Below are 25,367 nucleotides of genomic sequence, written 5' to 3'. Positions count from 1 at the left end.
GCGCCGTTCCCCCGCGCGCCGCTCCCCCCGCCTATAGGGTGACGCCAAGTCGAGGCGCGCCCGGGCAAAAAACTTTACGCGCGCTGGAAATTTTTCTTTACGGTAACTTCGGGAACAGGGATCGGTACGGCAAAGGGGAGCACATGGAGGAGGAGCGGCCACGCACGATGGAAGATTTCGCGCGCGCCTGCGGTGTCTCGCGTCCGACGCTGTCGAAGTTCTTCGAGGACCCGGAAAGCGTGAAGCCCTCGACGCGGGCGCTGATCGAGGCCAAGCTCGAGGAAACCGACTACCAGCCGAACCTCTACGCGCGAAACCTCAACCGCAAGCGTACCCGCACCATCGGCATCATCGTGCCCGCGATCACCGACCCGTTCTACGCCCAGCTGGTCACCCGGCTGGAGTTGTTGCTGCGCGCGGAGGGCTACTGGCCGCTGACAATCTCGCCGCACGGCCAGCCGGAGCTGGAAGTCGAGGCGCTGCGTACGCTGCAGTCGCTGCGCGTAGGGGGGGCGCTGATCGCGCCGCTCGGCTTTGCCTCGGACACCGAGGCCATGCAGCGCTTCGTCGAGGCGACCCCCTGCATCTTCCTCGACAATGCGATCGGCGGCATGGCCTCGTTCGTCGGCAATGACAACCGCCAGAGCATCGACACGATGGTCGACTACCTCTGCCGTTCCGGTGAGCCGCCGGTCTATTTCAACACGCCTCCGGTGAACCCCGGCACGCGCGAGCGCTGCGCCGCCTATCTTACCGCCATGCGCGAACACGGCGCGACGCCACTGGTGATCGAAAGCGAGACCGATACCCCCTGGGATCTGGAACGGGTGGGCTTCGAGCGGATGAAGGCGCTGATCGCCGCAGGCCTGCCCGGACGGACACTGCTCTGCGCCAACGACCGGCTTGCCTTCGGGGTGATCTCGGCAGCGCATGAAGAGGGGCTGAAGGTCGGCCATGGCGCGGAGTTCGACCTTCGCGTCGCGGGCCATGACGACCACCCGCTCAGCCGCTACAGTGCGCCCTCGCTGACCACCATGGCGCAGGACTACGAGGGCATCGCCCGCACCGCCGGGGCGCAGCTGCTGGCACAGCTTTCCGGTGAGGCGCAGCGCGGCTCTGTCAGCTCGACCCTGCTGCCCGCCAAGCTGGTGATGCGCGCCTCGGCCTGAGCCGGTCCGCGGTTCAGACGTCCAGCCGGTCGAGGAACTGTGCGGCGGCGGCAATCGCCTCGAAGGCGGCGCGGTCATACCGGCAATGGCTGAGAAACCCGTGCAGGTGCCCGGCCCAGAGCCGCGTTTCGACCTCGGTCCCGGCCGCCGACAGCGCTTCGGCATAGGCGCGCCCCTCGTCATGCAGGATGTCGGCCCCGGCCAGCGCCACGAAGGCGGGCGGGGCACCGGTCAGCTCGGCGCGCAGCGGCGAGATGCGCCAGTCGTCAAAGTCCTCGGGCGCGGCGTATTGGTCGCGGAACCAGCGCATGGTGCGGGCGCTCAGCCCGAAGCCCTCGGCAAAGCGGGTGTAGCTCTCGTGCGTCTGCGTGGCATCGGCGTTGGGGTAGAACAGCAGCTGCGCGCGCGGGCGCGGCGCGGACCTTCCCCGCGAGGATGCCAGCGCTGCGACGGCGGCAAGGTTGCCGCCCGCGCTGTCGCCCGCGACGACGATCCGCTCGTCCGAAATTCCGAGCTGGTCTGCCAATGCGGGCAGGTCGCCAAGGCAGGCGATGGCGTCCTCGGCTGCAGCAGGGAAACGGTGCTCCGGGGCGAGCCGGTAGTCCGGGCAGACCACCACCGCCTGGCAGGCGGCGGCGAGCCTCTGGCAGATCGCCGCATGCGAGGCCGGGGTGCCGACCACCCAGCCTCCGCCGTGCAGGTAGAGGATGCAGCGTGCGCCCTGCGCGGGGGCCGTCGAGCCGCGCCAGCAGAGAGCTGCGCTTCCGCCGAGCGGCATCGGCACTGGCCCCTCGGCCAGTGCCGGATCGGGGGGCAGCTGCAGCAGCGGCCAGCCGGCATCGAAGGCGGCCCGGGCCTCGGCGGCGCTCATCTGCTCGAACGGACGGCCCGGCGCTTGCGCCTGCGCGGCGAGCGTGGCGCGGGCGCCGGGGGCAAGCGTGTCGCGGATCATCGCAGCAACCCCTCCGCCGCCACCTCGCCCAGAAGTGCCGGCTGCTCCGGGCAGGAGGCGATCTCGATCCGCGCCCGGCGCTCTCCGGCCAGCAGGATGCCCTCGAGCACCTCGAGCACGTGGTAGGCGAGCGCGCCACCGGCGCGGGGGGTGCGGCCCTCCGCCAGCGCCTCGGCCATCTCCGCAAGGCCGAGTGCCCGGTAGTTGGCCCTGTCCGGGGCGTCGAACGGGTAGTTGGTCGTGCCGAAGGGCGTGCCTTCGGAGCTGTGCTCGGCCCAGTCCGCGCCGCCCGGCGACAGCGCCACCACGTCGCCGAAATTGTCCGGGTCGGGCAACCGAAGTGAGCCCTCGGTCCCGTGCAGCTCGATCGGCATGTTCGAATGGCGGTGGACGTCCCAGGAGGCGCCGAAGGTGACGATGGGGCCGGAGTGGAATTCGAGCAGCGAGAGCGCGGTGGTCGGGGTGCCTGCCTCGAAGCTGGTGTTCTGCAGCGGCCCCTCGGCGGTGATCGTGCGGGTCTTCGCACCGAAGGAGGTGGCGGCGCTGACCGCCCGCACCGGCCCCAGCAGGTAGGTCAGCATGGTCAGGTAGTAGGGCCCCATGTCGAGCACCGGCCCGGCGCCGGGCTGGTAGTAGAAGGCGGGGTTGGGGTGCCAGTGCTCCATGCCGCGCCCGAGCATGAAGGCGGTGCCGGTGATCACCTGCCCCAGCGAGCCGCCGTCGATCAGTTGCCGGGCCCTGCGCCCCGCCGCGCCGAGGAAAGTGTCCGGGGCCGACCCCACGCAGAGCCCCGCTGCCTGTGCGGCGTCGAGCAGCTCGCGCGCCTCGGCGGCGGAGGCACAGAGGGGCTTTTCGGTGAACACGTGCTTTCCGGCCCGAATCGCGCGCATCGACACCTCGTGATGCGCGGCAGGCACCGAGAGGTTGAGGATGAGGTCGATGTCGGGGGTGTCGAAGATCTCGTCCACCGTCATCGCCCGCAAGCCGAATTCCGCTGCTCGCGTCGCCGCCGCCTCAGGCCGCAGATCGGCGCAGGCGGACATTTCGAGACGGCGGAACATACCGGCATTCTTCATGTAAATCGCGGAGATGTTGCCGCAACCTACCACGCCGATGCGCAGGTTTTCCCGCGCTGCCCCTTGTACAGAACCCTGTGCTGACTGACCCAAGTTTTCCTCCCTCGTGTCCATAAGTCTCCTGCCGCGATCACGACTCCCTTCCTCACTTGTAGTTTTTTATTTCTTGACGCGCGATAAAAAATTTAGAACCGTGAGTAAATCGATGGTTGGGAGGCCATCGTTTTGGGAGGAGATACCATGACCATCAAGACACCGCATTCCGGCGGCCGGCCCGGGCCGGCCCATGTCACGCAGCTCGACCGGCGGGCCTTTCTGTCCACCGGTGCCGCAGGGCTCGGCGCCGCCGCGCTCGGCCTTCCGACGCGGGCCCGTGCCGCGGGCCGCAAGCAGATTTCCTTCGCGACCGCGTCCTTCTTCGGCAGCGAAACCTTCGGCGACCTGGTGGACAGCTTCAACGAAAGCCAGGACCGGGTGATGGTCGACTACATCGAGCTGCCGCCGCCCAGTTCCTCGACCGAGGTCTACCAGGGCCTCGTGCAGCAGCTCGCCCGTGGCAACGGCACTCCGGACGTCTTCTCGCAGGACGTCATCTGGATCGCCGGCTTTGCCGCCGCGGGCTGGGCGCTGCCGCTCGACGAGTTCGTCGATGCCGAGATGACCTCGAAATATTTCGAAGGCACGCTTTCGGCCTGCAAATGGGATGGCAAGCTGACCGCCCTGCCGTGGTTCATGGACACCGGCATGATGTACTACCGCAAGGACCTGCTGGACCAATACGGCGAGGCTGTGCCCTCGACCTGGGCCGAGATGGCGCGCATCGGCAAGGCGGCGATGGAGGCGGGCGATACCGAGTTCGGCTTCCTCTGGCAGGGCAAGCAGGCCGAGGTGCTGGTCTGCGACGCGGTCGAGGCGATTGCCTCCAATGGCGGCGCGATCCTCGCGGACGACGGGCGCAGCGCGCGCATCGGCGAGTCCGCCGCGGTCGAGGCGATCCAGTTTCTCTACGACACGATCAACGAGATGAAGATCAGCCCCTCGGACGTGCTGAGCTGGGACGAGGAACCCTCTCGTCAGCCGTTCACCGCCGGCAAGTCGATGTTCCTGCGCAACTGGTCCTATGTCTGGCCGATCGCCCAGGACCCCTCGGTCTCGGAGATCGTCGGCAAGGTCGGTGCCGGTCCTCTGCCGCATTTCGACGGCGGCAAGAGCGCCTCGACGCTCGGCGGCTACCAGCTCGGCCTCAACGCCAACACCAAGGAGCGCGATGCGGCCTGGGAATTCATGTCGTGGATGTCCGCGCCCGAGCAGCAGAAGCGCATCGCGCTGAACTTCGGCCTCGGGCCGAGCCGCCCGGCGCTCTTCGACGACGCAGAGCTGAACGAGAAGCAGCCCTTCATGGCCACCCTGCGACCGGTCTTCACCGGCGCCACGCCGCGCCCGGTCACGCCCGAGTATGCCAAGGTCACCCTGGCGCTGCAGTCCGGCATCTCGAAGGCGCTGGTCAATGGCGAGGTCGAGAAGGAAATGACCGCGCTGTCGGGCCAGCTGGACAAGATCGTCGGCTGATCCCGTGAGCATGACACGAACCCACACGGCGCGGGCAGAGCTTTCTGCCCGCCGCCGCCCGGCGATGCCGCGCTGGGTCTGGCCATGGCTGCTGCTGCTGCCGACCTTCCTCGCCATCGGGGCGGTCGCCTTCTGGCCGATCCTCGAGGGGCTGCGGTTGTCGCTGACCAATACCTCGCTGATCACCCGGCAGTCGGATTTCGTCGGGTTGGAGAATTACACCGGCCTGCTGTCCGATGCCCGCTTCTGGAACGCATGGGGGCACACGGTCTGGTTCACCTTCGCCTCGACCCTGCTGGAGACGCTGATCGGGCTCGGCATGGCGCTGGTGCTTTACGAGCGCTTTGCCTGCCGCGGGTTGGTGCGCGCGGCGATGCTGGTGCCCTGGGCGATGCCCACCGTGGTCACCTCGAAGATGTTCGGCTGGCTCTTCGACGGGCAGAACGGGGTGGTGAACTGGCTGCTGATGAACCTCGGGATCATCGACGCCAAGATCAACTGGTACGGCAATCCCGACACCGCGCTCACCACGCTGATCATCGCCGACGTCTGGAAGACCGCCCCCTTCATGGCGCTGCTCTTGCTGACTGGCCTGCAGACCATCCCCAAGTCGCTGACCGAGGCGGCACGGATGGACGGCGCGCGGGGCTGGACGGTGTTCTGGTCGATCCGCCTGCCGCTCTTGATGCCGACGTTGCTGATCGCCGGGCTGTTCCGCGCGCTCGACGCCTTCCGGGTGTTCGACCTGGTCTACGTGCTCACCGGCGGCGGCCCCGCCGACAGCACCGAGACGCTCTCGACCCTGGCCTACAAGGAACTCTTCTCGACGCTGGAGTTCGGCTACGGCTCTACCGTTTCCACCGCGATGTTCATCACCGAGGCGATCCTAGCCGGGATCCTCTGCCTCTGGCTGGTGCGCACGATCCGGAGGGTGTCATGACCCGGACCGCCATTTCCGCCGCAACCGCCGCCAGCGCCCTGCCGGGCAGGGGTTTCCTGCGCCGCGCTCTGCTCTACGCCGGTGCGCTGATGATCCTGCTGTGGTCGGCCTCGCCCTTCGTCTGGCAGTTCGCCACGTCGTTCCAGCTCGACAAGGCGCTGACCTCGGGCACGCCCACTTTGATCCCCGACCCCTTCACCTGGGAGCACTACTACAACGTCTTCGTCGAGAAGCAGCTGCACCTTTACGTGCTGAACTCGCTGATCGTGTCGCTGGCGACGACCTTCCTGTGCCTGGCCATCGGCTCGCTGGCCGCCTTTGCCCTGTCGCGGCTCGACATCCGCGGGCGCTACGGCATCCTGATGGTGATCCTGTCGGTGTCGATGTTCCCGCAGATCACCCTTGTCGGGCCGCTCTACATCGTCGCCTCGGCGCTGCAGTTGCTCGACACCTACACCGCGCTGATCCTCGTCTACATCGCGTTGGTGCTGCCGCTGGTCACATGGGTGATGTACGGCTACTTCGAAACGCTCCCGCGCGAGATCGACGAGGCGGCCCGGATGGATGGGCTGCACGCCATCGGCATCTACTGGTTCATCATCCTGCCGATGTCGCTGCCCAGCCTCGTCACCACCGGGCTGCTGGCCTTCATCACGGCGTGGAACGAGTTTCTGTTCGCGCTCGCCTTCACCTCGAACATCGACCACCAGACGATCCCCGTCGGGATCGCCAATTTCACCAACCTCTACTTCGTGCCCTGGGGCGACATCGCGGCGGCCTCGGCCATCGTGACCGCGCCGCTCATCCTGCTGGTGCTGGTCTTCCAGCGCCACATCATCGAAGGGCTGACCCAAGGCGGTATCAAGGAATGACAATGGCTTGTGACTTCAAACTCGGCTGCCAGACCTTCACCTGGGAGATGCTGGGGCCGCGCTGGACCGGCGGGCCGGACGACCTGCTGCGGGCCATCGCGGCTGCGGGCTACACCGGCATCGAGATCACCGACAAGATGATCGGCCATTACATGGGTGACGCCGGGGCCTTCGCCGCTGCGCTCGAGCGCAACGCGCTGACGCTGGTCGCCTATGCCGTCGCCTCGCCGAGCGGCTATTGCGGGGCCGATCAGGTGGCCGCCGATGTCGCGCGCATCGCCGAGACCGCGCGCTTCGTCGCCCGTTTCCCCGGCGCGCTGATCTCCATGGGCTCGGCCACCGTCATGTCTCCGGGTGAACGCGCCGAGAAATACGACATCGCCGCGCAGGTCTACACAGAGAGCTTCGCGGTCGCCGCCGAGCAGGGGGTGCCGCTTGCCGTGCACCCCAGTTCGCACCACGACACGCTGATCTATGATGAGGCCGATTACGCCGCCATCTTCGAGCGCATGGACCCGCGCGTCGGCTGGGTGCCGGATACCGGCCACATCCTGCGCGGCGGCCAGAGCGTCGGCGACGCGATGAGCCGCTGGCGCGAGCGTATCCGCTACGTGCACCTCAAGGACGTGGATGCCGCGGGGGACTGGGCGATGCTGGGGCAGGGCGTGGTGGACGTGCCCGAAGTGGCGCGGCTCGCCGCGGCGGCCCCCGGCTTCAACGGCTGGCTGGTGCTGGAGGAGGAATCCGAGGAGGCGGGGCGCGATCCCGCCGCGGCGGTCGCGACCAACCACGCTGCGCTGCGCGATACGCTCGCGGCGGAGGCAGCGCAATGACCGAGCTCAACGTTGGCATCCTCGGCTGCGGCCCGATCGCGCAATTCGCCCATTTCGAGTCCTGCGTGAAGGCCCGCAATGCCCGGCTGCACGCCATCTGTGACGCCGCGCCGGACCTGCTGGAGAGGATGCGCGCAACCTACGAGCCCGGCGATGCCTACGCCGAGTACGACGAGATGCTCGCCGATCCGGCGCTCGACGCGGTGATCATCGCCACGTCGGACGCCTTCCACGTCCCCGCCGCGCTGCGTGCGCTGGAGGCGGGCAAACACGTGCTGTGCGAGAAACCCATCGGCGTGACCGTCGAGGAGGGGGAGGCATTGGCGGCAGCGGTCAGGGCCAGCGGCAAGGTGCTGCAGGTCGGGCACATGAAACGCTTCGATCCGGCGCTGGAGGCGGCCCGTGATTTCGTGCGGGACGAGATGGGCGAGATCATCGCGCTGAAGGCGTGGTACTGCGACAGCACCCACCGTTACACCAACACCGACGCGATCCAGCCGAAGCCGATCCTCTCGGCGCGGGCGCGCAAGCCGGCGGGCGACCCCAAAGCGGACAAGCGGCAGTATTACATGCTGGCGCATGGCTCGCACCTTGTGGACACCGCGCGCTTCCTTTGCGGCGAGATCACCGCCGTCACCGCCCGGCTGCTGGAGCGCGCGGGCATGTGGTGCTGGTTCGTCGAGACCGAGTTCGCCAATGGTGCGCTGGGGCATCTCGACCTGACCGTCGCCGTGCGCATGGACTGGCACGAGGGCTTCCAGATGTACGGCGAGAACGGCTCGATCCTCGCCAAGACCTTCAACCCCTGGTACTTCCGCTCGTCCGAGGTGCAGATCTTCCACGAGAAGGACGCCACGGCCCGGGTCCCCCTGGCCGCCGACGGGCATTTCTTCCGCCGGCAGCTCGAGGGCTTCGCAGACACCATCCTCGAGGGCGCGCCGATGCGCGGGGCGGGGGTCGCGGACGGCATCGCCTCGATCCGCGCCATGACCGCCATAGCCAGCTCGGTGCGGCAGGGCGGCGCGCGGGTGGCTCTGGCGGATGTGACGGGGGCGGTGTGATGCAGGCGGGCATTTTCGCCAAGACATTTCCCGGCAGCGACCCGCTCGCGGTGCTGAAACAGGTGCGCGATGCTGGCTTTTCCGCCGCGCAGTTCAACCTCGCCTGTGCCGGGCTCGACCCGGTGCCCGCGGCAGTGCCCGGGAGCGTCTCGTGCTCCCTGCGATCGGCGGCGGAGGCCAGCTCGGTCTCGCTCCCCGCGCTCTCGGGTACCTGCAATCTCGCCCATCCCGACGTAGATCTGCGGCATGATGGGGTCACCCGCCTGCGCGGGGTCATCAGCTGCGCCGCAGCGGCAGGCATCCCGATGGTCACCCTCTGCACCGGCAGCCGCAACGCCGCCGATCAATGGGCGCCGCATCCGGACAACAGCTCCCCCGAGGCCTGGGCCGACATGCGCGCCTGCATGGCGCAGCTGGCCGAGATGGCCGAGGGCGCGGGCGTGGTGCTGGGCATCGAGCCGGAGCAGGCCAACGTGGTGCGCGAGGTTTCCGACGCGCTGCGCCTCGCGCGCGAGCTGCAGACCGACCGGCTGCGCATCATCCTCGATCCCGCCAACCTTTTCGAGACCGGCACTCCCGCCGAGGTGCGCGAGACCGTCGCCCGTGCAGTGGCCGAAGCGGCACCGATGCTCGGGCTCGCCCATGCCAAGGACCGCAGCCCCGAGGGCGCGGTGGTGCCGCCCGGCGAGGGGGCCGTCGACTTTCCCGACTTCGTGCTGCGGCTTGCAGCGGCGGGCTACGAGGGCGCGCTGGTCACCCATGGCATCACCCTGGACGAGGTGCCGCGGACCGCGCGACGCATGGAGGCCTGGCTGGCATGAGCACGGTCGGCGAGATCACCCGGCAGGGCACGCGCCTCGCCTGCTACCGCGCCGGGTCGGGCCCAAAGGTGCTGTTCCAGCACGGGCTTGGCGGTGACGAGGCACAGGTGGCCGGGCTTTTCCCCGAGGATGCGCGCGCCACGCGTCTCACGCTGGAATGCCGCGGGCACGGCGGATCCGAACTCGGGCCCGGCGGCTGGAGTTTCGAACAGTTCGCCGCAGACCTCGGGGCATTCCTGGCGCAGGAGGCTGGCAGCGCGCTGGTGCTCGGCGGCGTGTCGATGGGCGCGGCGCTGGCGCTGAAGCTGGCGGTGGCACGGCCCGAGCGGGTGCGCGGGCTGATCCTGTTGCGCCCCGCCTGGGGCGCGGGGCCCGTGCGGGACAACATGGCGCCCGTGGCCGAGGTCGCGCGGCGCCTCGGCGCTGGCGAGACGGGGTTGGACGGCACCGCGCTGGCGCAGGACATGGCGGAGGCGCCCGACAACCTCGCCTCGCTGCGCGGCTATTTCACCCGCCCCGATGCGACAGCGTTCGCGCCGGTGCTGGCCGCCATGGCGGCGGATGATCCGGGGCTGACCGAGGCACAGATCGCCTCGCTCGACATGCCTGCGCTGGTCCTCTCCGCCCCGCGCGACCGGATCCACCCGGCGGCGCTCGCCGCCGAACTCGCGGGGCTGCTGCCAAAGGCGATACTCAAGCCGCTGCCCGACAAGGCGGCGGATCCGCAGGCGCATCGCGAGGCCGCGAGGGCGGCCATTTCCGACTTCCTTGCACAGCTCGACTGAAAGATGGCCATGACCTCGTTTCCCGACACGCTCCCCCGCAACCGCCTGCTGGCCGAGATCTCGCTCTGGTCCGCCGACCTGCTGAACCTTGCGCAGGACATGGCGCGGATCGCGCCCTATGGCGACATCCTTCACATCGACGTGGCCGACGCGCGCTTCACCCCTGGCTTTCTGTTCTTTCCCGACCTCGTGGCCCGCATCGCCGAGGCGGCGCAGGCCCCGGTGCACGTGCACCTGATGACGCAGGGCGACATCGTCGTCGCGCAGGCGCAGCAGTTCGCCGAGGCCGGCGCGGACCTGGTGACCGTGCACGCCGAGACAGGGCCGGACGGGCTAGAGGCGCTCGACATGCTTGCCGCGCGGGGCATTGCAGGGGGCGTCGCGCTGACGCTCGAGCAACCGCTGGAGGCGCTCGAGCCGTTCCTTTCGAAGGTGGCAATGGTCACGCTCATGGGCACGCGCATCGGCATCAAGGGCGCGGGTCTCGACCCCGAGGCCTGTGCGCGCATCAGCCAGCTGCGCTGCCGGCTCGATGCGCGCGGGCTGGAGAAGGTGCTGATCGCCGCCGACGGCGGCATCCGCGAGACCACCGTGCCGGATCTGCGGGCGGCCGGGGCCGACACCGTGGTGATGGGCTCCCTGGCCTTCGGCGCCGAGGACCTTCCGGCGCGCTTCGACTGGCTGCGCGGGCTCGGGGCGCAGCTGGCATGAGCGCCGCGCCCGTCCTCTGCTTCGACCTTGGCGGTACGCGCATGCGCGCCGCGCTGCTGGCGCCGGACGGCACGCGGCTGGCCGCGGTCGAGGCGCCGACCCCGGCGCGCGAGGGGGTCGGTGCCGTGCTGGACGGGCTCTGTGCCCTGGCATTGCGATGCCGGGACACCGGGGTGGCGCCGCAGGCGGCGGGGCTTTGCGCGCCGGGGCCGTTGGACGCGCCGGGCGGCCGGATGCTGGCACCGCCGACGCTGCTCGGCTGGCGCGACGTGCCGGTGAGCGCGCTTCTCGGAGAGCGGCTCGGCCTGCCGGTGCTGCTGGAGAATGACGCCAATGCCGCGGCGGTGGGCGAGCAGCTCTACGGCGCGGGGCAGGGCGCGGGATCGCTGGTCTTCGTCACCGTCTCGACCGGCATCGGCGGCGGGGTGATCGTCGACGGCCACGTGCTGCGTGGACGCGGCGGCCTGGCCGGAGAGATCGGCCACATGAAGATCGCCGAGCACAGCACCGACTGCGCCTGCGGCGCGCAGGGCTGTTTCGAGGCGCTGGCCTCGGGCACCGCGCTCGGCTGGCGCGCGGCGCGGGTGATGCGCGCGCGGAAGGATGGCACGCCGCCGCCCAGCGGGCGGGACGTGATCGAGGCCGCGCGGCGCGGCGAGCGGCTGGCGCGACGGCTCGTCGCCGAGCACGGGCGCTGGCTGGGTCGCGGCTTTGCCAACCTGCTGCATCTCTACGCGCCGGACGTGCTGGTGATGGGCGGCGGGCTGGCCAATGGCTTCGACCTGCTGGAGCCGGCGATCCGCGCCGAAATCGCGCGCTCGGCGATGCCCAGCTACCGCGAAACGCCGCTGCTGAGCGCCGCGCTCGGCGACGCGGCGGGGTTGGTCGGCATGGCACATATCGTCCGGCAGTCCCTGCCGGATCTCGGGAGGGAGAGGAAACTTGGCTGATCTGGAACTGAAGGGCCTGCGCAAGAGCTTTGGCGCGCTTGAGGTCATCAAGGGCGTGGACCTGCAGGTGCGCGACCGCGAATTCGTCGTCTTCGTTGGCCCCTCGGGCTGCGGCAAGTCCACGCTTCTGCGGATGATCGCGGGGCTGGAGCCGATCAGCTCGGGTGATCTGCTGATCGACGGGCGGCGCGAGAATGATAGCGAGCCGATGGACCGCGGCCTTGCCATGGTGTTCCAGAGCTACGCGCTCTACCCGCACATGACGGTCGAGGAGAACATGGGCTTCGCGCTGCGCGTCGCCAAGGTGCCCAAGGAGGAGCGCGCCCGCATGGTGCGCGCCGCCGCCGAGGTGCTGGAACTGGGGCACCTGCTGGACCGCCGCCCGCGCGAGCTCTCGGGCGGGCAGCGCCAGCGGGTGGCCATCGGCCGCGCCATCGTGCGCGACCCCAAGGTGTTTCTCTTCGACGAGCCGCTGTCGAACCTCGACGCGGCGCTGCGGGTGAACATGCGGCTGGAGCTGATGCGGCTGCACGAGCGGCTGCAGGCGACGATGATCTACGTCACCCACGACCAGACCGAGGCGATGACCATGGCCGACAAGATCGTGGTGCTGCGCGACGGCCGGATCGAGCAGGTCGGCGCGCCGATGGAGCTCTACAACCGGCCCGCCAACATGTTCGTCGCGGGGTTCATCGGCGCGCCGAAGATGAACTTCCTGCCGGTCAGTGATTTGCCCGCAGACCTGCGGCTGCCCGGCGCGGGTGTCACGCTGGGCATTCGTCCCGAGCATATCGTCATCGGACCGGCAGCCGACGGCGCGATCGGCTGGCAGGGCACATTGCGGATCGTCGAGCGGCTCGGCGGGCTGACCAACCTGCACGTCGAACTCGCAAACGGCACCGAGCTGGTGGTGCAGACGGATGGCGGCTTCGAGGGGCGCGCGGGGGACAGGCTGTCGCTCGGCGCCGAGCGCGCGAGACTGCACCTCTTTGATCGCGAGGAGCGCCGGGTCGCGATCCCCGCTGCCCTGCCCGAGCCCGCGTGACGCGGGCCCGGGAGCGGCCTCAGCGCATGGTGAAGCCGCCGTCGACCATCAGCGTCTCGCCGGTGACGATGGCGGCATCCTCCGAGGCGAAATAGAGCGCCGCGGCAGCGATCTCGCGCGGCTTGGCGAAGCGGCCCACGGGGATTTCGGCGCGGGCCTTCACGCCCTTTTCGCCGGACCAGCCGACCGCGGCCATCGGGGTCTCGACCACCGTGGGGGCGATGGCGTTCACCGTCACGCCGTGGCGGGCCCATTCGAAGGCCTGCACCTTGGTCAACAGGATCAGCCCGGCCTTGCTGGCGCCATAGGCGGCGTGCTCGTCGAGAGCCACCACGCCCGCCTGCGAGGAGATGTTGATCACCCGCCCGCGCCCCGAGGCCTTGAGATAGGGCAGGGCCGCCGCCGCCAGCAGCCATGGCGCGCGCAGGTTGATCCGCATGGTGCGGTCCCATGTCTCGACCTGCGGCTCTTCGGCGGGAAAGATCACGCCGTGGCCGGCGTTGTTGACCAGGATGTCGATGCCCATCGCCTCGCCGATCTCGGCGGTGCGTGCGGCGATCACCTCGGGGTCCTCGAGATCGAGCGTGAAGGCGCGGTGTTCGGGCCCAAGCTGCGCGGCAAGCTCCGAGGCGTCGCGGATGTCGACCAGCGCCAGCCGCGCTCCGGCAGCGGCAAAGCCCTCGGCCATGGCCGTGCCGATGCCGCCCGCGGCGCCGGTGATGAGGGCGGTCAGCCCCGACAGATCAGCCATGCCCGCCCCCTAGATGTCGAAGTTGGTTGGCAGCACGATCACGTCGCGGATCGTCACCGTGCGCTTGCGCGTCAGCATGAAGAGCACTGCCTCGGCCACTTCCTCGGGCTCGATTAGGCTGCCGTTCTCCTTCGCCTTGCGCAGGTTCTCCTCCGGCCAGTCGGCCAGCAGCGCCGAGATCACCGGCCCCGGCGAGACCTGCCCGACGCGGACGCCGTGCTTGAAAAGCTGCCGCCGCATGGTCTGCACGAAGCAGGTGATCGCCCATTTCGAACCCGAGTAGACCGGCTCCCAGGGGATCGCCGAATGCCCGGCGACCGAACAGGTCACCACAATGTCGCCGGTGCCGCGCCCGGTCATGTGGGGGATCACCGCGTGCACGTTCTTCATCACTGCATTGACGTTGAGGTTCAGCATCCGGTCGATGGTGGCGGGACTGGTCTCGGTCAGGTCGCCGCCGATGTAGGTGCCGGCGTTGCAATGCAGGATGTCGATCTGCCCGGCTTTCTCCAGCACCTGCGGCACCATCGCGTCGCAGCTTGCGGGATCGAGCAGGTCGGTCACCTGCGCGATCGCCCGTTCGCCGAGCCGGGCGACGATCTTTTTCAGCGCGGCTTCATCGCGGTCGACCAGCACCACGGTCGCGCCCTCGGCATGCATCGCCTCGGCCGAGGCCAGCCCGATGCCCGAGGCTCCGCCGGTGATCGCGGCGACCTTTCCTGTCAGTTTGCTCATGTCTCTCCTCCCTCCGGCGGGCGGCATGGCCCGCGTGTCCGATGATCAATGCGTGGTGTAGCCGCCGTCCGCGACGAGGATTTCCCCGGTCACGTAGCTCGACGCCGGGGACGCGAGGAACAGCGCGCAATTGGCCATCTCCTCGGGCTCGGCGAAGCGGCCCATGGGGGTGTTCTCGGTCCAGACGCGGTTCCACTCGGCGTTGGCGATGCCGCCCTTGGTCATGTCCGAGATCACGTAGCCCGGCGCGATGGCGTTCACCCGGATGCCGCGACCGGCGTATTCGAAGGCCATGGTCTTGGTCATCTGGTGGATCGCTGCCTTGGATGAATTATAGGCGACCTGCAGCTGCGGCTTGTTGGCGACATAGCCCGAGATTGAGCCGACGTTGACCACCGTGCCGCCACCCTGCGCCAGCATCTGCGCGACGGCGGCGCGGGCGATGCGGAAGGGCGCGATGAGGTTGGTGCCCATGATGTAATCAAGCTGCGTGTCGTCGAACTCGTGGAAGTTGCCGTTGGCCGCGACCCCGGCATTGTTGACCAGCACGTCGAGCGTTCCGAAGGCGTCGAGGGTGGCCTTGACCAGCCGCACGCCCGCCTCGGGATCGGTGACATCCTCCTGCACCCAGCGGTAGCGGTCCGGATGCGTCTCCAGCAGGGCGGTCAGCTCGGGTGTCTCGCTGCGGCTGGTGAGCAGGCAGCGCGCGCCCGCCTCGCCGAAGAGCCGCGCGATTGCGAGGCCGATGCCGCGGTTGCCGCCGGTGATCAGCGCGGTCTTGCCGTCGAGGCGGAACTGGTCGAGGGACATGGGATTTCCTCCGTCTTGGGTCCGGCGTCAGGCCGGTAAGATTCAGGCCGTGAAATTCAGGCCGGTGTGGGGGTGCCGTCCTGCAGGCAGGCGGCGGAATAGGGGTGCAGCGCGTCCATGACGCGGGTGATGAGCAGCGCCTCGGGGTCGAGCGGCTGATCGGCGAGGGGCAGGGCGGCGGGCAGGTGCTGACGCAGTAGCGGCATTGGCAGGCGCTGGCCGGAGAGCGCCATGAGCAGCCGGTCCACGGCCCGCTGTGCGCCGGGCGCGGGCCAGTAGTAGCGGATCCGGTCCGACAGAGAGTAATGCCGCAGCAGATGTGCGTCGGTGCCCGTGCCATAGTGGCGGAGCCAATTGTCGGGGGCGTCGAGCATCTCGCGCTCCATGGCCATCATCAGCGGGCGCTCGCCGTAGCCGGGCAGAAGGTCCGAGGCGATGAGGTCGAGCGCGTAGAGCGTCTCGCGCAGGGCAAAGGTGACCTCGGGGCCGACCTTCAGGATGGCGTAGCCGCCGCGCACCAGCGCGGCGAGCGGCGCGGCCCCCTGATAGTCGGTGGAATGCGCCTCGAAGACGAAGCGCGGTTCCTCGCGCAGCAACGCGTTGAGTGCCTCTGCCCGACCCGGATCGTAGTGGATGACATTGCGGTTGCCGAATTCCACGCCCGGCTGAACGACCAGTGCGATCGCGCGGGCGAAAGCCTCCTGCAGTCCGGCCTCGGCGAAGACCTCGCGGTGCACCTCTATGGTCCGCCGGGCGGCCCCGGGCGCGGTCGGCTCGACGGTGTCGAGCAGGTGGTCGGCGCCGCCCGGCGGCGGCACCTCGGTGCCCAGGACATAGTGCGGCGCGGGCAGGCCGCTGTCTCGCGCGGTCCGCTCGGCCACGGTCGCCAGCCGCGCGGCGCGGCGCGCCGTGGTCGCGTCGTCGAGCGCCCCCAACTCGCCGGCACAGCCCATCGAGGCGTCGAGATGAATCTTGCGAAAGCCGGCCGCGACATAGGCCGCGACCATCGCCTCGGCCTCGGAGAGCGCCTCCTCGGCGGGCCGGTCGCGCCACGGATTGGGGCCGAGGTGATCGCCGCCGAGCAGAAGCTGCGCCTCGGGCAGTCCTTCCTGCGCCGCCAGACGCCGCACCAGCGCGGCGAAATCCGCGGGCGTCATGCCGGTGTAGCCGCCTCGATGGTTGACCTGGTTGCAGGTGGCCTCGATCAGCACCGTCTCGCCGGTCTGCCGCCCGAGCCGCAGCGCGGCGCGAAGCACCAGCGGATGCGCCGAGCAGACCGAGGTCAGCCCTCGCCGCCCGCGCGCCGCCGCAAGATCGGTGAGCGCCAGCCGGGTCACTTTCGCCGCTCCGTCGCTGCGATGAAGGCGTCGAGCTCGGCGCGAGTTCCGGCGCCTTCCATCGGCCCGCGGACCGTCACATTGCGCGCCCCGGCGGCGCAGGCGTAGGTCAGCGCCTCGGCGATCTCCATGCCGAGCCGGCGGCAGGTGACATAGGCGCCGCCGAAACAGTCCCCGGCGCCGGTCGGGTCCAGCTCCTGGACGCGAAAGGCGGGGGCGTGGACCGGCTCGGACCCCGCCACGCAGACGGTCGCGCCCGCCGCGCCCTGCTTGAGGGCGATCTCGGCGACCCCGAGCTCGAAGAGCGTGGTCAGTGCCGTCTCGTCGTTGTCCGTGCCCGCCGCCATCCGCAGCTCGTCCCCGGACGGCAGCAGCAGGTCGCATTGCGCCACCATCCGCGAGAAGCGCGGCAGAATCTCGGGGTCGTGCAGCAGCTCCTTGCGCAGGTTCGGATCGAAGGAGACGCTGCCCCCGCGCGCCTTGACCAGCGGCAGGGCGCGATCGATCACCTCCCAGGCGCTGGCCATGGCGAGCGCGGTGCCCATCACGTGCAGATGCCCGGCGCGCGCGAGCAGGGCGTCGGTCGCATCATCCCAGCCGAAGCGGGCGGCGGCGGATGTGGCGAGGTTGAAGACGAAATCGCGCTGACCGTCCGGGCGGTAGCGCACGAAGGCGCTGCCGGTTGGGTAGTCCGGATCGACACGGATCGTGCCCGTGTCGACACCATCGCTGGCCAGCCGTGCGAGGTTCAGCTGGCCGAAGTCGTCCGCGCCGACGCAGCCCACCAGCGCGGCGCTGCCGCCGAGGCGGCCGCATTGCGAGATGAAGATCGCGGGTGCGCCGCTGGCGAAGGGGCCGACCAGCGGCTGCGCCTCGAGAAACCCCGCGCCCGGCGTGGTCGCGACGATCTCGACGAGGATCTCGCCGACGCAGACCGTGGGGCCGAGGCTGTCCGGGGCGGGGAAGCGCATCTCAGGCCCGGGCATTGGTGGCGCGGCGGCGGCGGGCCTCCTCCATGCCGCGCTCGATGAAGCCCTTGGCGTGCGCGGCGAGCGGGTCGCTGTCGGTCCATGTGTCGCGCCAGATGCCGCAGGCGCGCGAGAGCCCCTCATCGACCACTGCGCTGGAAAAACTCTCGAAGACGATGTCGCGTTGATAGTCGATGTCGAGCAGCGCGTCGAAGATCAGACCGAAATCGACGGTGCCATCACCGAGGTAGCCGCGGTTGCTTTCGCCGATGTGGAAATAGCCAACCTTGTCCCCGGCCAGCCGGATGGCGGCGGCGGGATTGGCCTCCTCGATGTTCATGTGGAAGGTATCGAGGTGCAGCCTTACGTGGTCCGAGCCGGTGGCCTCGATGAATTTCAGCCCCTGCGCGGTGGTGTTGAGCAGGTTCGTCTCGAACCGGTTGACCACTTCGAGCACCAGATCGACCCCAGCCTCCTGCGCGCTCTCGGCGGTCTCGGCAATCGCCTCGACGCTGTTCTTCCAACCATCCTCCGAAGGCTGCCGGTCGTATTTCATATGCGCCGAGAAGAGGATGCCGCCGAGCTTGTTGCCACCGATGTCGCGCACTGCCTGCACCGCGTCGCGCAGCATCGCCTTGCCTGCGGCGACGCGCTCGGGGTCCTCGCTGGAGACGTCCTTTGCGGCGGGCAACCCCATGGTCACGCCGATCTCGACGTCGAGCGACTGCGCCTTGCGGGCCAGCCGGTCGAGATCGAAGAGTTCGGGACGCAGGTAGGCAAACTCGATGGTGCGGTAGCCATGCTCGGCGGTTTTCTCGAGCGCCATCTCCAGATCGCCCTGCGTCTGTCCGCCCGTCCAGACGAACGAGTGAATCCCCAGCTTGCCCATGCAGCTCCTCCCTTGTGCTTTGTGCCGCGCCGGCCTCCCAACCGGACAGCGCGCCGGAAGATCATCCGGCGCGGTCGGGGGCGGCAACGGCCCCGATCTCCGCGAACGTTACAAGTGCATGGAGGAACTTACAAATGGATTTTTTACGCGCGGCAGATTTTTGATCGAGGTCTAGTGTCAGGCCGTATAGAGCGCGAAACCCCGGCGCCGTGGCGGTGCCGGGGGGTTAATAAAGTCACGCATTATCAGAATTTTCAGGCGTCCCTGAGCAGCAGCTCGGCAGTCACGTCGTCGGTAACGAGCATGCTCATCAATCCGCGTTTCGCCGCGGCGCGGATCACGTTCACCTTATGCGGACCGGCAGCGACGAGGATTTTCTCGGGGATCGCCGCCAGCGTCTCGAGCGTGATTCCGATGGTTCGGTCGTCGAGGTCATTCGACACGTTCCGGCCTTCTGCATCAAGGAATCGCCCGACCACGTCGCCGATCGCGCCAAGCTCGACCAGCTGTTCGGCATGGGCCTGCGAGGGCAGGCCGGAGGAGACGAGATAGGATCGCGCCGAGATGTCGCTGGCGGTGAGAATGGCGGCGTCGAGGGTCCCGAACTTGCCAAGGTGCTCGCGGAAGATCTCCTGCCCGAGGAAGGCCTCGCGGTCGATACCCTCCGACAGGAAGATCGGCGCTGCCAGAAGCGAGTAGCTCGCCCCCAGCCGTTCGGCGAAGCCCGAGGCGATGCCGAAGGAGTTGAAGACCGCGCCCTTGGTGGTGCCGCCGATCATCGAGATGATCTCGAGGTCCGGACACTCCTGCCGCGCCATGTGGGCGATGGCGCATTGCAGCGTCATGCCCCAGGAGACGCCGATCCGGCGCCAGCCGGCGGTTTCCAGGTGCCGCGACAGGAAGGAGGCGAGCGCCGCCCCGACCGGCGTGTGAAAGTCGTAATTGTCGCGGTTGGCCGGGGCGATCAGCACCTGTTCGAGCCCCAGCGTCTCGCGCAGCGCATTCTGCATCTCGACCCGCGGCAGGAAGGGCGACTCGATCTGCACTTTCACCATGCCGAGCGCCTTGGCCTTCTGGATCGCCTGGTTGACCCGCAGCCGGGTGACCCCCAGAGATTTGCCGATCTCGGCCTGCGTCATGCCGTTGACGTAATAATGCCAGCACACCTCGCTGACGAACGAGATCGCCTCGTCTTCTTTTTCTTTGAGCATCGGTAGTTCCCATCATCCCCGGGGATCAAGACTAGCAGCAAGCCTGCGGGGTGCGCCAGATATTACATATGTTAAGCCAAAATTACAGATGCATATTTCACTTGAATGGATCGAGATACATTTGTAAAGGTGACGCAGGGAGAGGCGCTGCGAGAGGAACCGCGATTGCTGCGGAAGGACGGCGCCGAACCGATATTTTAGGGAGGAAGATCATGAGCTTTGCATTCAGGCTGGGCGTTTCGACGCTGGCCCTGTCCATTGCCGCCGGCAGCGCATTCGCCCAGGACGACGACTTCTGGGCCAAGGCCGGCGAGAAATTCCAGGGGGTGACGCTGCGCGGGGTGACCGAGGCGACACCGCCGTCCAATTACATCAGCGACGTGCTGGCCCCTGAATTCGAGGAAAAGACCGGCATTCGGGTGGAGATCGAAACCACCTCCTGGGACCAGATGTACGACAAGGCGATCAAGGACATGGAGGCCGGCACCGGCATCTATGACATGGTCTATATCGAGCAGGACATCGTCTACGCCTATCTGGCGCGGGATTTCCTCGTCGATGTAACCCAGACGCTCGCCGACAATCCCGACCTGAAGGCGCCGGGCTTCGACGAGGCCGCCTTCACCACCTTCGCCGACTACTTCCGGGGCGAAAACGGCGATCTTTACGGCATCCCGATGGAAGCCTTCATCAAGATCTACCTCTACCGCACGGATCTATTCAACGACCCGGAGGTGCAGGCCGCCTACAAGGAGGCGACGGGCAACGAACTGAAGCCCGCCACCACCCACGAGGAGTACACCCAGATCGCCGAGTTCTTCACCAAGTGGGGCGAAGATCATGACATGGATCTCTGGGGCACGACGGCGCAGGCGCACACCGGGCATCCGGCGTCCTGGTACGAATACGTCGAGACCGTCGCGCCGACCTTCGGCGTCTATGGCTGGGGGATCGACCCTGACAACAACTATGCCGCCACGGTCGAGAACGGCGGCACGATGAATTCGGACGAGGCCAAGGCGGCGCTGAAGTGGTGGCTGCACATGCGTGACATCGCGCCGCCGGAGTCGGTGCAGTCGACCTGGACCGAGGTCGCCACGACCTTCGCTGCCGGACGCGCCGCGCAGGGCTTGGTCTACGGCGAGAATGCCGCCTGGATCGCCTCGGACGACAGCAAGTCGCGGGTGGTGGGCAATGTCGGCGTGGCGCTGCCGCCGATGGAAGACGGGGTGATGGCCGATGCGGAGTCCGGCGCGGGCTACATCGGCTACTACGACGGCGGTGCCTTCGGCCTGCCCGTCACCTCGAAGAACCAGGACGCCGCGCTGCTCTTCCTGCAGTACATCGGCCAGGAATCCGTGCAGCCGGGCTGGGCCGTCGCAGCTCCGCGCATCACCCATACCGCCACCTACGACGATGCCGGCGTGCAGGAGATGAACGACGAGCTGGGCGGCTACTACGACATGCTGCGCGAAGACGGGAAGCTCTTTGCCGGGGCGCCGCCCTATCCATTCCACGCGCAGCTGCGCGAGGCGGTCGCGCCGATCTTCTACGACATCCTGACCGGCAATATCGATCCGGACAGCGGGCTCGACCAGATGGCCGAGAAGACCGAGCAGGAACTGACCGACCTCGGCTACCGCCAGTAAGGCCGTAGAGGCTTTGCAGGAGGGCCGCCTTCGGGCGGCCCGCCCCTCCCCGGCGGCGCGTTGCGCCCGGGCAGGGCCGGCCCGCGCCCAGCACCGAAAGGATCACCCCGATGCACTCCAACAAACTGGGATGGCTGCTGCTGGCACCGACGCTGCTGGTGCTGTTCTTCTTCGGCGTGCTGCCCTTCATCTATGTCGTCTATGTCTCGTTCCACCAGTGGAACCCCTTCGCGGTCAATCCCGACATGGTGTTCAACTGGGCAGAGAATTACCGCCGCGTGGTCTTCGACGCGCAGTTCCTCGCCTCGCTGGGGGTGACCGCCGCCTTCGTCTTCTTCGCGGTGATCTCGGAGCTGATCCTCGGGTATCTTCTGGCGCAGGCCTTCATGAAGGACTTTCCCGGAAAGGCAATCTTCCGCACCATCCACACCTTGCCGCTGATCATGGCGCCGATCATCGTCGGCTCGATTTGGAAGCTGATGACGACGCCATCGATCGGCATCATTCCGAACCTGCTCGACAGCTGGTTCGGCTACAATCTCAACATCGGCCAGAGCGCCATCGCGGCTTTCATCACCACCGTGGTCATGGACATTTGGCACTGGACGCCGCTGGTCACGCTGACGCTGATCGCAGCATTGGTCTCGCTGCCGCCCGATCCCTTCGAGCAGGCGCAGATCGACGGCGCGGGCAAGCGGCAGATCTTCTGGCACATCACCCTGCCGATGATCCGCCCGGCGATCCTCGCCACGGTCTTCATCCGCCTGATGGACGCGCTGCGCACCGTCGACGAGGTGCTGATGCTGACCGGCGGCGGGCCGGGCTCGGCCACCCGCTACGTCGGCGTGCACATCTTCAAGGAGGTCTTCCCGAGAACGAACTACGGCTACGGCTCGGCGATCTCGGTCATCGTCCTCTATCTCACGATCGTGGTGTGCTGGCTGCTCTACGTCTTCCTCATCGCCCCCCGCAACAAGAAGGGCTGACCCATGCGCAAGAACCGCCCCTGGCTCTACGTGCTGTTCTGGATCCTGATCAGCTTCCTGACGCTCTTCCCGATCTACTGGCTCTTCGTCATCTCGGTGAAGCCGGCGGTGGATCTCTTCTCGACCCCCGACATCCTGCTGAAAAGCTTCTACTGGCAGAACTACATCGATGTGCTCAACGACCGCACGCTGCGGGGCTACATGGTCAACTCGCTGGTGATTTCCTCGGGCAACGCGCTGCTCTGCACGACGCTGGGGTTCCTGGCCTGCTACGCGCTGTCGCGTTTCGACATGGGTGGCAAGGAGAGCATCTTCTTCTGGACCATCACCAACCGCATGGCCCCGCCCGCGGTGTTCCTGCTGCCGCTCTTCCTGCTGATGACGCAGGTCTACAAGGTCGGAGATTTCACCCTGCTCGACACGCGGATCGGCATGATCCTGGTCTATTGCACCTTCAACCTGCCCTTCGCCATCTGGACCCTGCGCCCGACGGTGGACGGCATCCCCAAGGAGCTGGACGAGGCCGCCTACGTCGACGGCGCCAGCGCCTGGAAGGTGATCACCGAGGTGGTCTTCCCGCTCGCCCGGCCCGGCCTCGCGGTGACGCTGATCCTGACCTGGGTCTTCGCCTGGAACGAGTACCTGCTGGCCGCCACGCTGACCAACTTCAACGCCCGCACGCTGACCACCGGCCTGTCGGAATATGTCACCACCACCGGCACCGAATGGGGGATCATGGCGGCGATCTCGGTCTTCACCCTGATCCCGGCGCTGATCGTCTTCGGCATGGTGCAGAAACACATCGTCGCGGGTCTCACATTCGGCGCCGTGAAGGGATGAGCAGATGACCGATCTCGAAGAACTGGGCGACATGGACGAGAAACTGAACCTGCACGAGGCCGACGCGCCGCCCGAAGAGACCAAGACCGGCTTCCTGCCGATCCAGACAAACTGGTTCGACCGGCTGTTCATCTCGGTGGTGATCTGGGTCGCGCTCTCGCTGATCTGGTTCCGCTTCATCGAGCCGTTCGGCCCGTCGATCTGGATTTCCAACGCCATCGCGCTCGCGCTGGCCGTGCTCATCATCACGAAAGGCTAGACCATGAAGTCTCTCGTTCTCGAACGCAAAGACGAGCTGTCGCTGCGCGACGTCCCCGAGATCGACCGCGAGGAAGCGGCGCTCGGCCCGCGCGACGTGCGGATCAAGCTGCATACCGTCGGTATCTGCGGCTCGGACGTGCATTACTACACCCACGGCAAGATCGGCCAGTTCGAGGTCAAGGCGCCGATGATCCTCGGCCACGAGGCCTCGGGCACCGTGATCGAGACCGGCGGCGAGGTGCAGCACCTGAAGGTCGGGGACCGGGTCTGCATGGAGCCGGGCATCCCCGATCCCAATTCGAAGGCCACCCGGCTCGGCATGTACAACGTCGATCCCGCCGTGCGCTTCTGGGCGACGCCGCCGGTGCATGGCATCCTGCGCCCGACCTGCGTGCACCCCGCCGATTTCACCTTTCTGTTGCCCGACAACGTCAGCTTCGCCGAGGCCGCCATGGTCGAGCCGCTCGCCGTTGGCGTGCACGCCGCGACCAAGGCGCGGGTGCGCCCGGGCGACATCGCCGTGGTGCTGGGGGCCGGACCGATCGGGCTGGTGACGGCACTCTCGGCGCTCGCTGCCGGCTGCGCGCGGGTCTATGTCACCGATCTGGCCGAGAAGAAGCTCGAGATTGCCGCGTCGCTCAGCCGCGCCATCGTGCCGGTGCACGCGGGGAAGGAGAACTTGGCGGAAAAGGTCTACGCCGAGACCGAGGGCTGGGGCGCGGACATCGTCTTCGAGGCCACGGGCTCGCCGAAGGCGGCCGCGGGTGTCTTCGAGGCGCTGGCCCCGGGCGGTTGCGTCGTGATGATCGGCGGCCAGCCCGACCCCATACAGTATGACGCCGGCGCCGCGATGGTGCGCGAGGCGCGGGTCGAGAACATCTTCCGCTACGCCCATGTCTTTCCGCGCTGCGTCGCGATGCTCGCTTCGGGGGCCATCGACGTGAAGCCGCTGATCACCAGAACCTTCGATTTCGACGAGAGCGTCCGCGCCTTCGAGATCGCCGCATCCGCGCCGCCGGCCGACGTGAAGATGCAGATCGAATTGCCGCAGTAGGGGGGCAGGCCATTGGCAGAGGTAAAGATCGACAACGTGATCAAGCGCTACGGGGCGCTTCAGGTCATGCACGGCGTCAGCGTCGACATCGAGGATGGCGAGTTCGTCGTGCTCGTCGGCCCCTCGGGCTGCGGCAAGTCCACATTGCTGCGGATGCTCGCGGGCCTCGAGCAGATCAGCGGCGGCACCGTCTCGATCGGCGGGCGCGTGGTCAACGACGTGCCCCCCAAGGAGCGCGACATCGCCATGGTGTTCCAGAGCTACGCGCTCTACCCGCACAAGACCGTGGGCGAGAACATGGGCTTCCCGCTGAAGATGGCCAAGCGCCCGCAGGCCGAGATCGACGACAAGGTGGGCCGCGCGGCGGCGATCCTCGATCTCGACCGCTACTTAGACCGTTATCCCAAGCAGCTCTCGGGCGGCCAGCGCCAGCGCGTTGCCATGGGCCGGGCCATCGTGCGCGACCCGCAGGTGTTCCTCTTCGACGAGCCGCTCTCGAACCTCGACGCCAAGCTGCGGGTTACCATGCGGGTCGAGATCAAGGAGCTGCACCAGCGGCTGAAGACCACCATCGTCTACGTCACCCACGACCAGATCGAGGCGATGACCATGGCCGACAAGATCGTCGTCATGCGCGACGGCAGGGTCGAGCAGATCGGCGCGCCGCTCGATCTCTACGACAACCCGCAGAACGTCTTCGTCGCGGGCTTCATCGGCTCTCCGTCGATGAACTTCCTGCACGGCGCGGTCGCCACCCGCGGCGGCGAGAAGCGCTTCATCTCGGACGGCGGGCTGGAGCTGCCGTTGCCGCCGACTGCCGCGCGCGAGGGGCAGGGGGTGACCTACGGCATCCGCCCCGAGCACATCGGCATCGGCGCGGGTGGCATCCCGGTGCGCGTGGTGGTGGTCGAGCCGACCGGCTCCGAAACGCAGGTCTTTGCCAAGGCGGGCAGCGATCTCATCGACGCGGTTGTGAAGGACCGCATCGCCGCGCGCCCCGGCACCGAGGTCGGTTTCATCATCGACCCCGCGCTGGTGCACCTCTTCGACCGCGAGAGCGAGCAGCGCATCTGACGCCGGAGCGATGCGACC

26 protein-coding genes are annotated in these 25,367 nt (G+C 68.0%); 17 read left to right on the top strand and 9 right to left on the bottom strand.

The window, feature by feature from the left end; genetic code table 11:
• Window positions 1-167 precede the first annotated feature (167 nt).
• A complete protein-coding gene (locus BM397_RS17265; protein WP_218124893.1) occupies window positions 168-1,169 on the top strand; it encodes a LacI family DNA-binding transcriptional regulator in 1,002 nt (333 codons plus the stop codon).
• A 13-nt stretch (window positions 1,170-1,182) separates the two neighbouring features.
• On the opposite strand, the gene BM397_RS17260 is transcribed toward BM397_RS17265, so the two are convergent.
• Entirely contained in the window at window positions 1,183-2,121 is a 939-nt protein-coding gene (locus BM397_RS17260; RefSeq protein WP_092427105.1) for an alpha/beta hydrolase, read from the bottom strand.
• Window positions 2,118-3,230 (bottom strand): Gfo/Idh/MocA family protein, encoded by a 1,113-nt coding sequence (locus BM397_RS17255; protein ID WP_256218761.1) that lies wholly within the window; start codon window positions 3,228-3,230, stop codon window positions 2,118-2,120. Before BM397_RS17255 ends, BM397_RS17260 begins: the two co-directional genes overlap by 4 nt.
• Before the next feature lie 207 nt (window positions 3,231-3,437).
• Between BM397_RS17255 and BM397_RS17250 the strand changes: the two genes are divergently transcribed.
• The 10 genes from BM397_RS17250 to BM397_RS17205 are packed head-to-tail and all read left to right on the top strand — an operon-like array spanning window position 3,438 to window position 12,784.
• Entirely contained in the window at window positions 3,438-4,766 is a 1,329-nt protein-coding gene (locus BM397_RS17250) for an ABC transporter substrate-binding protein (RefSeq protein ID WP_092427099.1), read from the top strand.
• Window positions 4,767-4,776: 10 nt separating this feature from the next.
• Window positions 4,777-5,706, top strand: a complete 930-nt coding sequence (locus BM397_RS17245) for a carbohydrate ABC transporter permease (RefSeq protein WP_092427096.1) — start codon at window positions 4,777-4,779, stop codon at window positions 5,704-5,706.
• Window positions 5,703-6,578 (top strand): carbohydrate ABC transporter permease, encoded by an 876-nt coding sequence (locus tag BM397_RS17240; RefSeq protein ID WP_092427093.1) that lies wholly within the window; start codon window positions 5,703-5,705, stop codon window positions 6,576-6,578. The genes BM397_RS17245 and BM397_RS17240 overlap by 4 nt, the downstream gene beginning before the upstream one ends.
• A 2-nt stretch (window positions 6,579-6,580) precedes the next feature.
• The gene (locus tag BM397_RS17235; RefSeq protein WP_218124892.1) at window positions 6,581-7,411 is read left to right on the top strand and encodes a sugar phosphate isomerase/epimerase family protein; all 831 of its coding nucleotides are present in this window, start codon (window positions 6,581-6,583) and stop codon (window positions 7,409-7,411) included.
• Window positions 7,408-8,472, top strand: a complete 1,065-nt coding sequence (locus BM397_RS17230; RefSeq protein ID WP_092427087.1) for a Gfo/Idh/MocA family protein — start codon at window positions 7,408-7,410, stop codon at window positions 8,470-8,472. The genes BM397_RS17235 and BM397_RS17230 overlap by 4 nt, the downstream gene beginning before the upstream one ends.
• Window positions 8,472-9,293, top strand: a complete 822-nt coding sequence (locus BM397_RS17225) for a sugar phosphate isomerase/epimerase family protein (RefSeq protein WP_092427084.1) — start codon at window positions 8,472-8,474, stop codon at window positions 9,291-9,293. Before BM397_RS17230 ends, BM397_RS17225 begins: the two co-directional genes overlap by 1 nt.
• Entirely contained in the window at window positions 9,290-10,078 is a 789-nt protein-coding gene (locus BM397_RS17220; protein ID WP_092427081.1) for an alpha/beta fold hydrolase, read from the top strand. Before BM397_RS17225 ends, BM397_RS17220 begins: the two co-directional genes overlap by 4 nt.
• 9 nt (window positions 10,079-10,087) lie before the next feature.
• Window positions 10,088-10,789, top strand: coding sequence for a ribulose-phosphate 3-epimerase (locus tag BM397_RS17215; RefSeq protein ID WP_218124891.1), 702 nt, complete (start codon window positions 10,088-10,090; stop codon window positions 10,787-10,789).
• On the top strand, window positions 10,786-11,739 hold the full coding sequence (locus tag BM397_RS17210; RefSeq protein ID WP_092427075.1) for an ROK family protein: 954 nt from the start codon (window positions 10,786-10,788) through the stop codon (window positions 11,737-11,739). Before BM397_RS17215 ends, BM397_RS17210 begins: the two co-directional genes overlap by 4 nt.
• Complete coding sequence (locus BM397_RS17205; protein WP_092427072.1) at window positions 11,732-12,784, top strand: ABC transporter ATP-binding protein; 1,053 nt, start codon at window positions 11,732-11,734, stop codon at window positions 12,782-12,784. The genes BM397_RS17210 and BM397_RS17205 overlap by 8 nt, the downstream gene beginning before the upstream one ends.
• Window positions 12,785-12,803: 19 nt before the next feature.
• Here the strand turns inward: BM397_RS17205 and BM397_RS17200 are convergent, their stop codons facing one another.
• From BM397_RS17200 to BM397_RS17170, 7 genes are all read right to left on the bottom strand, one after another.
• On the bottom strand, window positions 12,804-13,535 hold the full coding sequence (locus tag BM397_RS17200) for an SDR family oxidoreductase (protein ID WP_092427069.1): 732 nt from the start codon (window positions 13,533-13,535) through the stop codon (window positions 12,804-12,806).
• A gap of 9 nt (window positions 13,536-13,544) precedes the next feature.
• Entirely contained in the window at window positions 13,545-14,270 is a 726-nt protein-coding gene (locus BM397_RS17195; protein WP_092427066.1) for an SDR family oxidoreductase, read from the bottom strand.
• A 45-nt stretch (window positions 14,271-14,315) separates the two neighbouring features.
• Window positions 14,316-15,080, bottom strand: coding sequence for an SDR family NAD(P)-dependent oxidoreductase (locus tag BM397_RS17190; protein WP_092427063.1), 765 nt, complete (start codon window positions 15,078-15,080; stop codon window positions 14,316-14,318).
• Between the two features lie 56 nt (window positions 15,081-15,136).
• A complete protein-coding gene (locus BM397_RS17185) occupies window positions 15,137-16,417 on the bottom strand; it encodes a class II D-tagatose-bisphosphate aldolase, non-catalytic subunit (RefSeq protein WP_092427061.1) in 1,281 nt (426 codons plus the stop codon).
• Window positions 16,414-17,388: a tagatose kinase gene (locus BM397_RS17180; RefSeq protein WP_092427475.1), complete on the bottom strand. Its 975-nt coding sequence runs from the start codon at window positions 17,386-17,388 to the stop codon at window positions 16,414-16,416. Before BM397_RS17180 ends, BM397_RS17185 begins: the two co-directional genes overlap by 4 nt.
• A 1-nt stretch (window position 17,389) precedes the next feature.
• Complete coding sequence (locus BM397_RS17175) at window positions 17,390-18,274, bottom strand: sugar phosphate isomerase/epimerase family protein (protein ID WP_092427058.1); 885 nt, start codon at window positions 18,272-18,274, stop codon at window positions 17,390-17,392.
• 254 nt (window positions 18,275-18,528) lie between these two features.
• Window positions 18,529-19,485, bottom strand: a complete 957-nt coding sequence (locus tag BM397_RS17170) for a sugar-binding transcriptional regulator (RefSeq protein ID WP_092427056.1) — start codon at window positions 19,483-19,485, stop codon at window positions 18,529-18,531.
• Between the two features lie 212 nt (window positions 19,486-19,697).
• On the opposite strand from BM397_RS17170, the gene BM397_RS17165 reads away from it, so the two are divergent.
• From BM397_RS17165 to BM397_RS17140, 6 genes are all read left to right on the top strand, one after another.
• Complete coding sequence (locus BM397_RS17165) at window positions 19,698-21,134, top strand: extracellular solute-binding protein (protein ID WP_092427053.1); 1,437 nt, start codon at window positions 19,698-19,700, stop codon at window positions 21,132-21,134.
• A 110-nt stretch (window positions 21,135-21,244) separates the two neighbouring features.
• Window positions 21,245-22,120: a carbohydrate ABC transporter permease gene (locus tag BM397_RS17160; RefSeq protein ID WP_092427050.1), complete on the top strand. Its 876-nt coding sequence runs from the start codon at window positions 21,245-21,247 to the stop codon at window positions 22,118-22,120.
• A 3-nt stretch (window positions 22,121-22,123) separates the two neighbouring features.
• Window positions 22,124-22,960 carry a carbohydrate ABC transporter permease gene (locus tag BM397_RS17155; RefSeq protein ID WP_092427046.1) on the top strand — a complete coding sequence of 279 codons (837 nt, stop codon included), beginning with the start codon at window positions 22,124-22,126 and terminating at the stop codon, window positions 22,958-22,960.
• A 4-nt stretch (window positions 22,961-22,964) separates the two neighbouring features.
• The gene (locus BM397_RS17150) at window positions 22,965-23,219 is read left to right on the top strand and encodes a DUF2160 family membrane protein (RefSeq protein WP_218124890.1); all 255 of its coding nucleotides are present in this window, start codon (window positions 22,965-22,967) and stop codon (window positions 23,217-23,219) included.
• A gap of 3 nt (window positions 23,220-23,222) precedes the next feature.
• Window positions 23,223-24,275, top strand: coding sequence for an NAD(P)-dependent alcohol dehydrogenase (locus BM397_RS17145; protein ID WP_092427043.1), 1,053 nt, complete (start codon window positions 23,223-23,225; stop codon window positions 24,273-24,275).
• A 12-nt stretch (window positions 24,276-24,287) separates the two neighbouring features.
• Complete coding sequence (locus BM397_RS17140; RefSeq protein ID WP_092427040.1) at window positions 24,288-25,349, top strand: ABC transporter ATP-binding protein; 1,062 nt, start codon at window positions 24,288-24,290, stop codon at window positions 25,347-25,349.
• Window positions 25,350-25,367 lie beyond the last annotated feature (18 nt).

Origin of the sequence: Alloyangia pacifica, from assembly GCF_900116195.1 — a bacterium.
Taxonomy (GTDB): Bacteria; Pseudomonadota; Alphaproteobacteria; order Rhodobacterales; family Rhodobacteraceae; genus Salipiger; species Salipiger pacificus.
The sequence above is the reverse complement of the archived record's forward strand: the minus strand, read 5'-3'. Positions and strand labels throughout refer to the sequence as shown.

What these genes read in the sequence shown, in the direction of transcription:
- BM397_RS17260 (WP_092427105.1), bottom strand. Translation starts at nt 2,121, where the DNA reads ATGATCCGCGACACGCTTGCCCCCGGCGCCCGCGCCACGCTCGCCGCG.
- BM397_RS17210 (WP_092427075.1), top strand. Translation starts at nt 10,786, where the DNA reads ATGAGCGCCGCGCCCGTCCTCTGCTTCGACCTTGGCGGTACGCGCATG.
- BM397_RS17240 (WP_092427093.1), top strand. Translation starts at nt 5,703, where the DNA reads ATGACCCGGACCGCCATTTCCGCCGCAACCGCCGCCAGCGCCCTGCCG.
- BM397_RS17180 (WP_092427475.1), bottom strand. Translation starts at nt 17,388, where the DNA reads ATGCGCTTCCCCGCCCCGGACAGCCTCGGCCCCACGGTCTGCGTCGGC.
- BM397_RS17165 (WP_092427053.1), top strand. Translation starts at nt 19,698, where the DNA reads ATGAGCTTTGCATTCAGGCTGGGCGTTTCGACGCTGGCCCTGTCCATT.
- BM397_RS17195 (WP_092427066.1), bottom strand. Translation starts at nt 14,270, where the DNA reads ATGAGCAAACTGACAGGAAAGGTCGCCGCGATCACCGGCGGAGCCTCG.
- BM397_RS17145 (WP_092427043.1), top strand. Translation starts at nt 23,223, where the DNA reads ATGAAGTCTCTCGTTCTCGAACGCAAAGACGAGCTGTCGCTGCGCGAC.
- BM397_RS17175 (WP_092427058.1), bottom strand. Translation starts at nt 18,274, where the DNA reads ATGGGCAAGCTGGGGATTCACTCGTTCGTCTGGACGGGCGGACAGACG.
- BM397_RS17235 (WP_218124892.1), top strand. Translation starts at nt 6,581, where the DNA reads ATGGCTTGTGACTTCAAACTCGGCTGCCAGACCTTCACCTGGGAGATG.
- BM397_RS17230 (WP_092427087.1), top strand. Translation starts at nt 7,408, where the DNA reads ATGACCGAGCTCAACGTTGGCATCCTCGGCTGCGGCCCGATCGCGCAA.
- BM397_RS17190 (WP_092427063.1), bottom strand. Translation starts at nt 15,080, where the DNA reads ATGTCCCTCGACCAGTTCCGCCTCGACGGCAAGACCGCGCTGATCACC.
- BM397_RS17220 (WP_092427081.1), top strand. Translation starts at nt 9,290, where the DNA reads ATGAGCACGGTCGGCGAGATCACCCGGCAGGGCACGCGCCTCGCCTGC.
- BM397_RS17225 (WP_092427084.1), top strand. Translation starts at nt 8,472, where the DNA reads ATGCAGGCGGGCATTTTCGCCAAGACATTTCCCGGCAGCGACCCGCTC.
- BM397_RS17155 (WP_092427046.1), top strand. Translation starts at nt 22,124, where the DNA reads ATGCGCAAGAACCGCCCCTGGCTCTACGTGCTGTTCTGGATCCTGATC.
- BM397_RS17215 (WP_218124891.1), top strand. Translation starts at nt 10,088, where the DNA reads ATGACCTCGTTTCCCGACACGCTCCCCCGCAACCGCCTGCTGGCCGAG.
- BM397_RS17250 (WP_092427099.1), top strand. Translation starts at nt 3,438, where the DNA reads ATGACCATCAAGACACCGCATTCCGGCGGCCGGCCCGGGCCGGCCCAT.
- BM397_RS17265 (WP_218124893.1), top strand. Translation starts at nt 168, where the DNA reads ATGGAAGATTTCGCGCGCGCCTGCGGTGTCTCGCGTCCGACGCTGTCG.
- BM397_RS17160 (WP_092427050.1), top strand. Translation starts at nt 21,245, where the DNA reads ATGCACTCCAACAAACTGGGATGGCTGCTGCTGGCACCGACGCTGCTG.
- BM397_RS17245 (WP_092427096.1), top strand. Translation starts at nt 4,777, where the DNA reads ATGACACGAACCCACACGGCGCGGGCAGAGCTTTCTGCCCGCCGCCGC.
- BM397_RS17170 (WP_092427056.1), bottom strand. Translation starts at nt 19,485, where the DNA reads ATGCTCAAAGAAAAAGAAGACGAGGCGATCTCGTTCGTCAGCGAGGTG.
- BM397_RS17200 (WP_092427069.1), bottom strand. Translation starts at nt 13,535, where the DNA reads ATGGCTGATCTGTCGGGGCTGACCGCCCTCATCACCGGCGCCGCGGGC.
- BM397_RS17150 (WP_218124890.1), top strand. Translation starts at nt 22,965, where the DNA reads ATGACCGATCTCGAAGAACTGGGCGACATGGACGAGAAACTGAACCTG.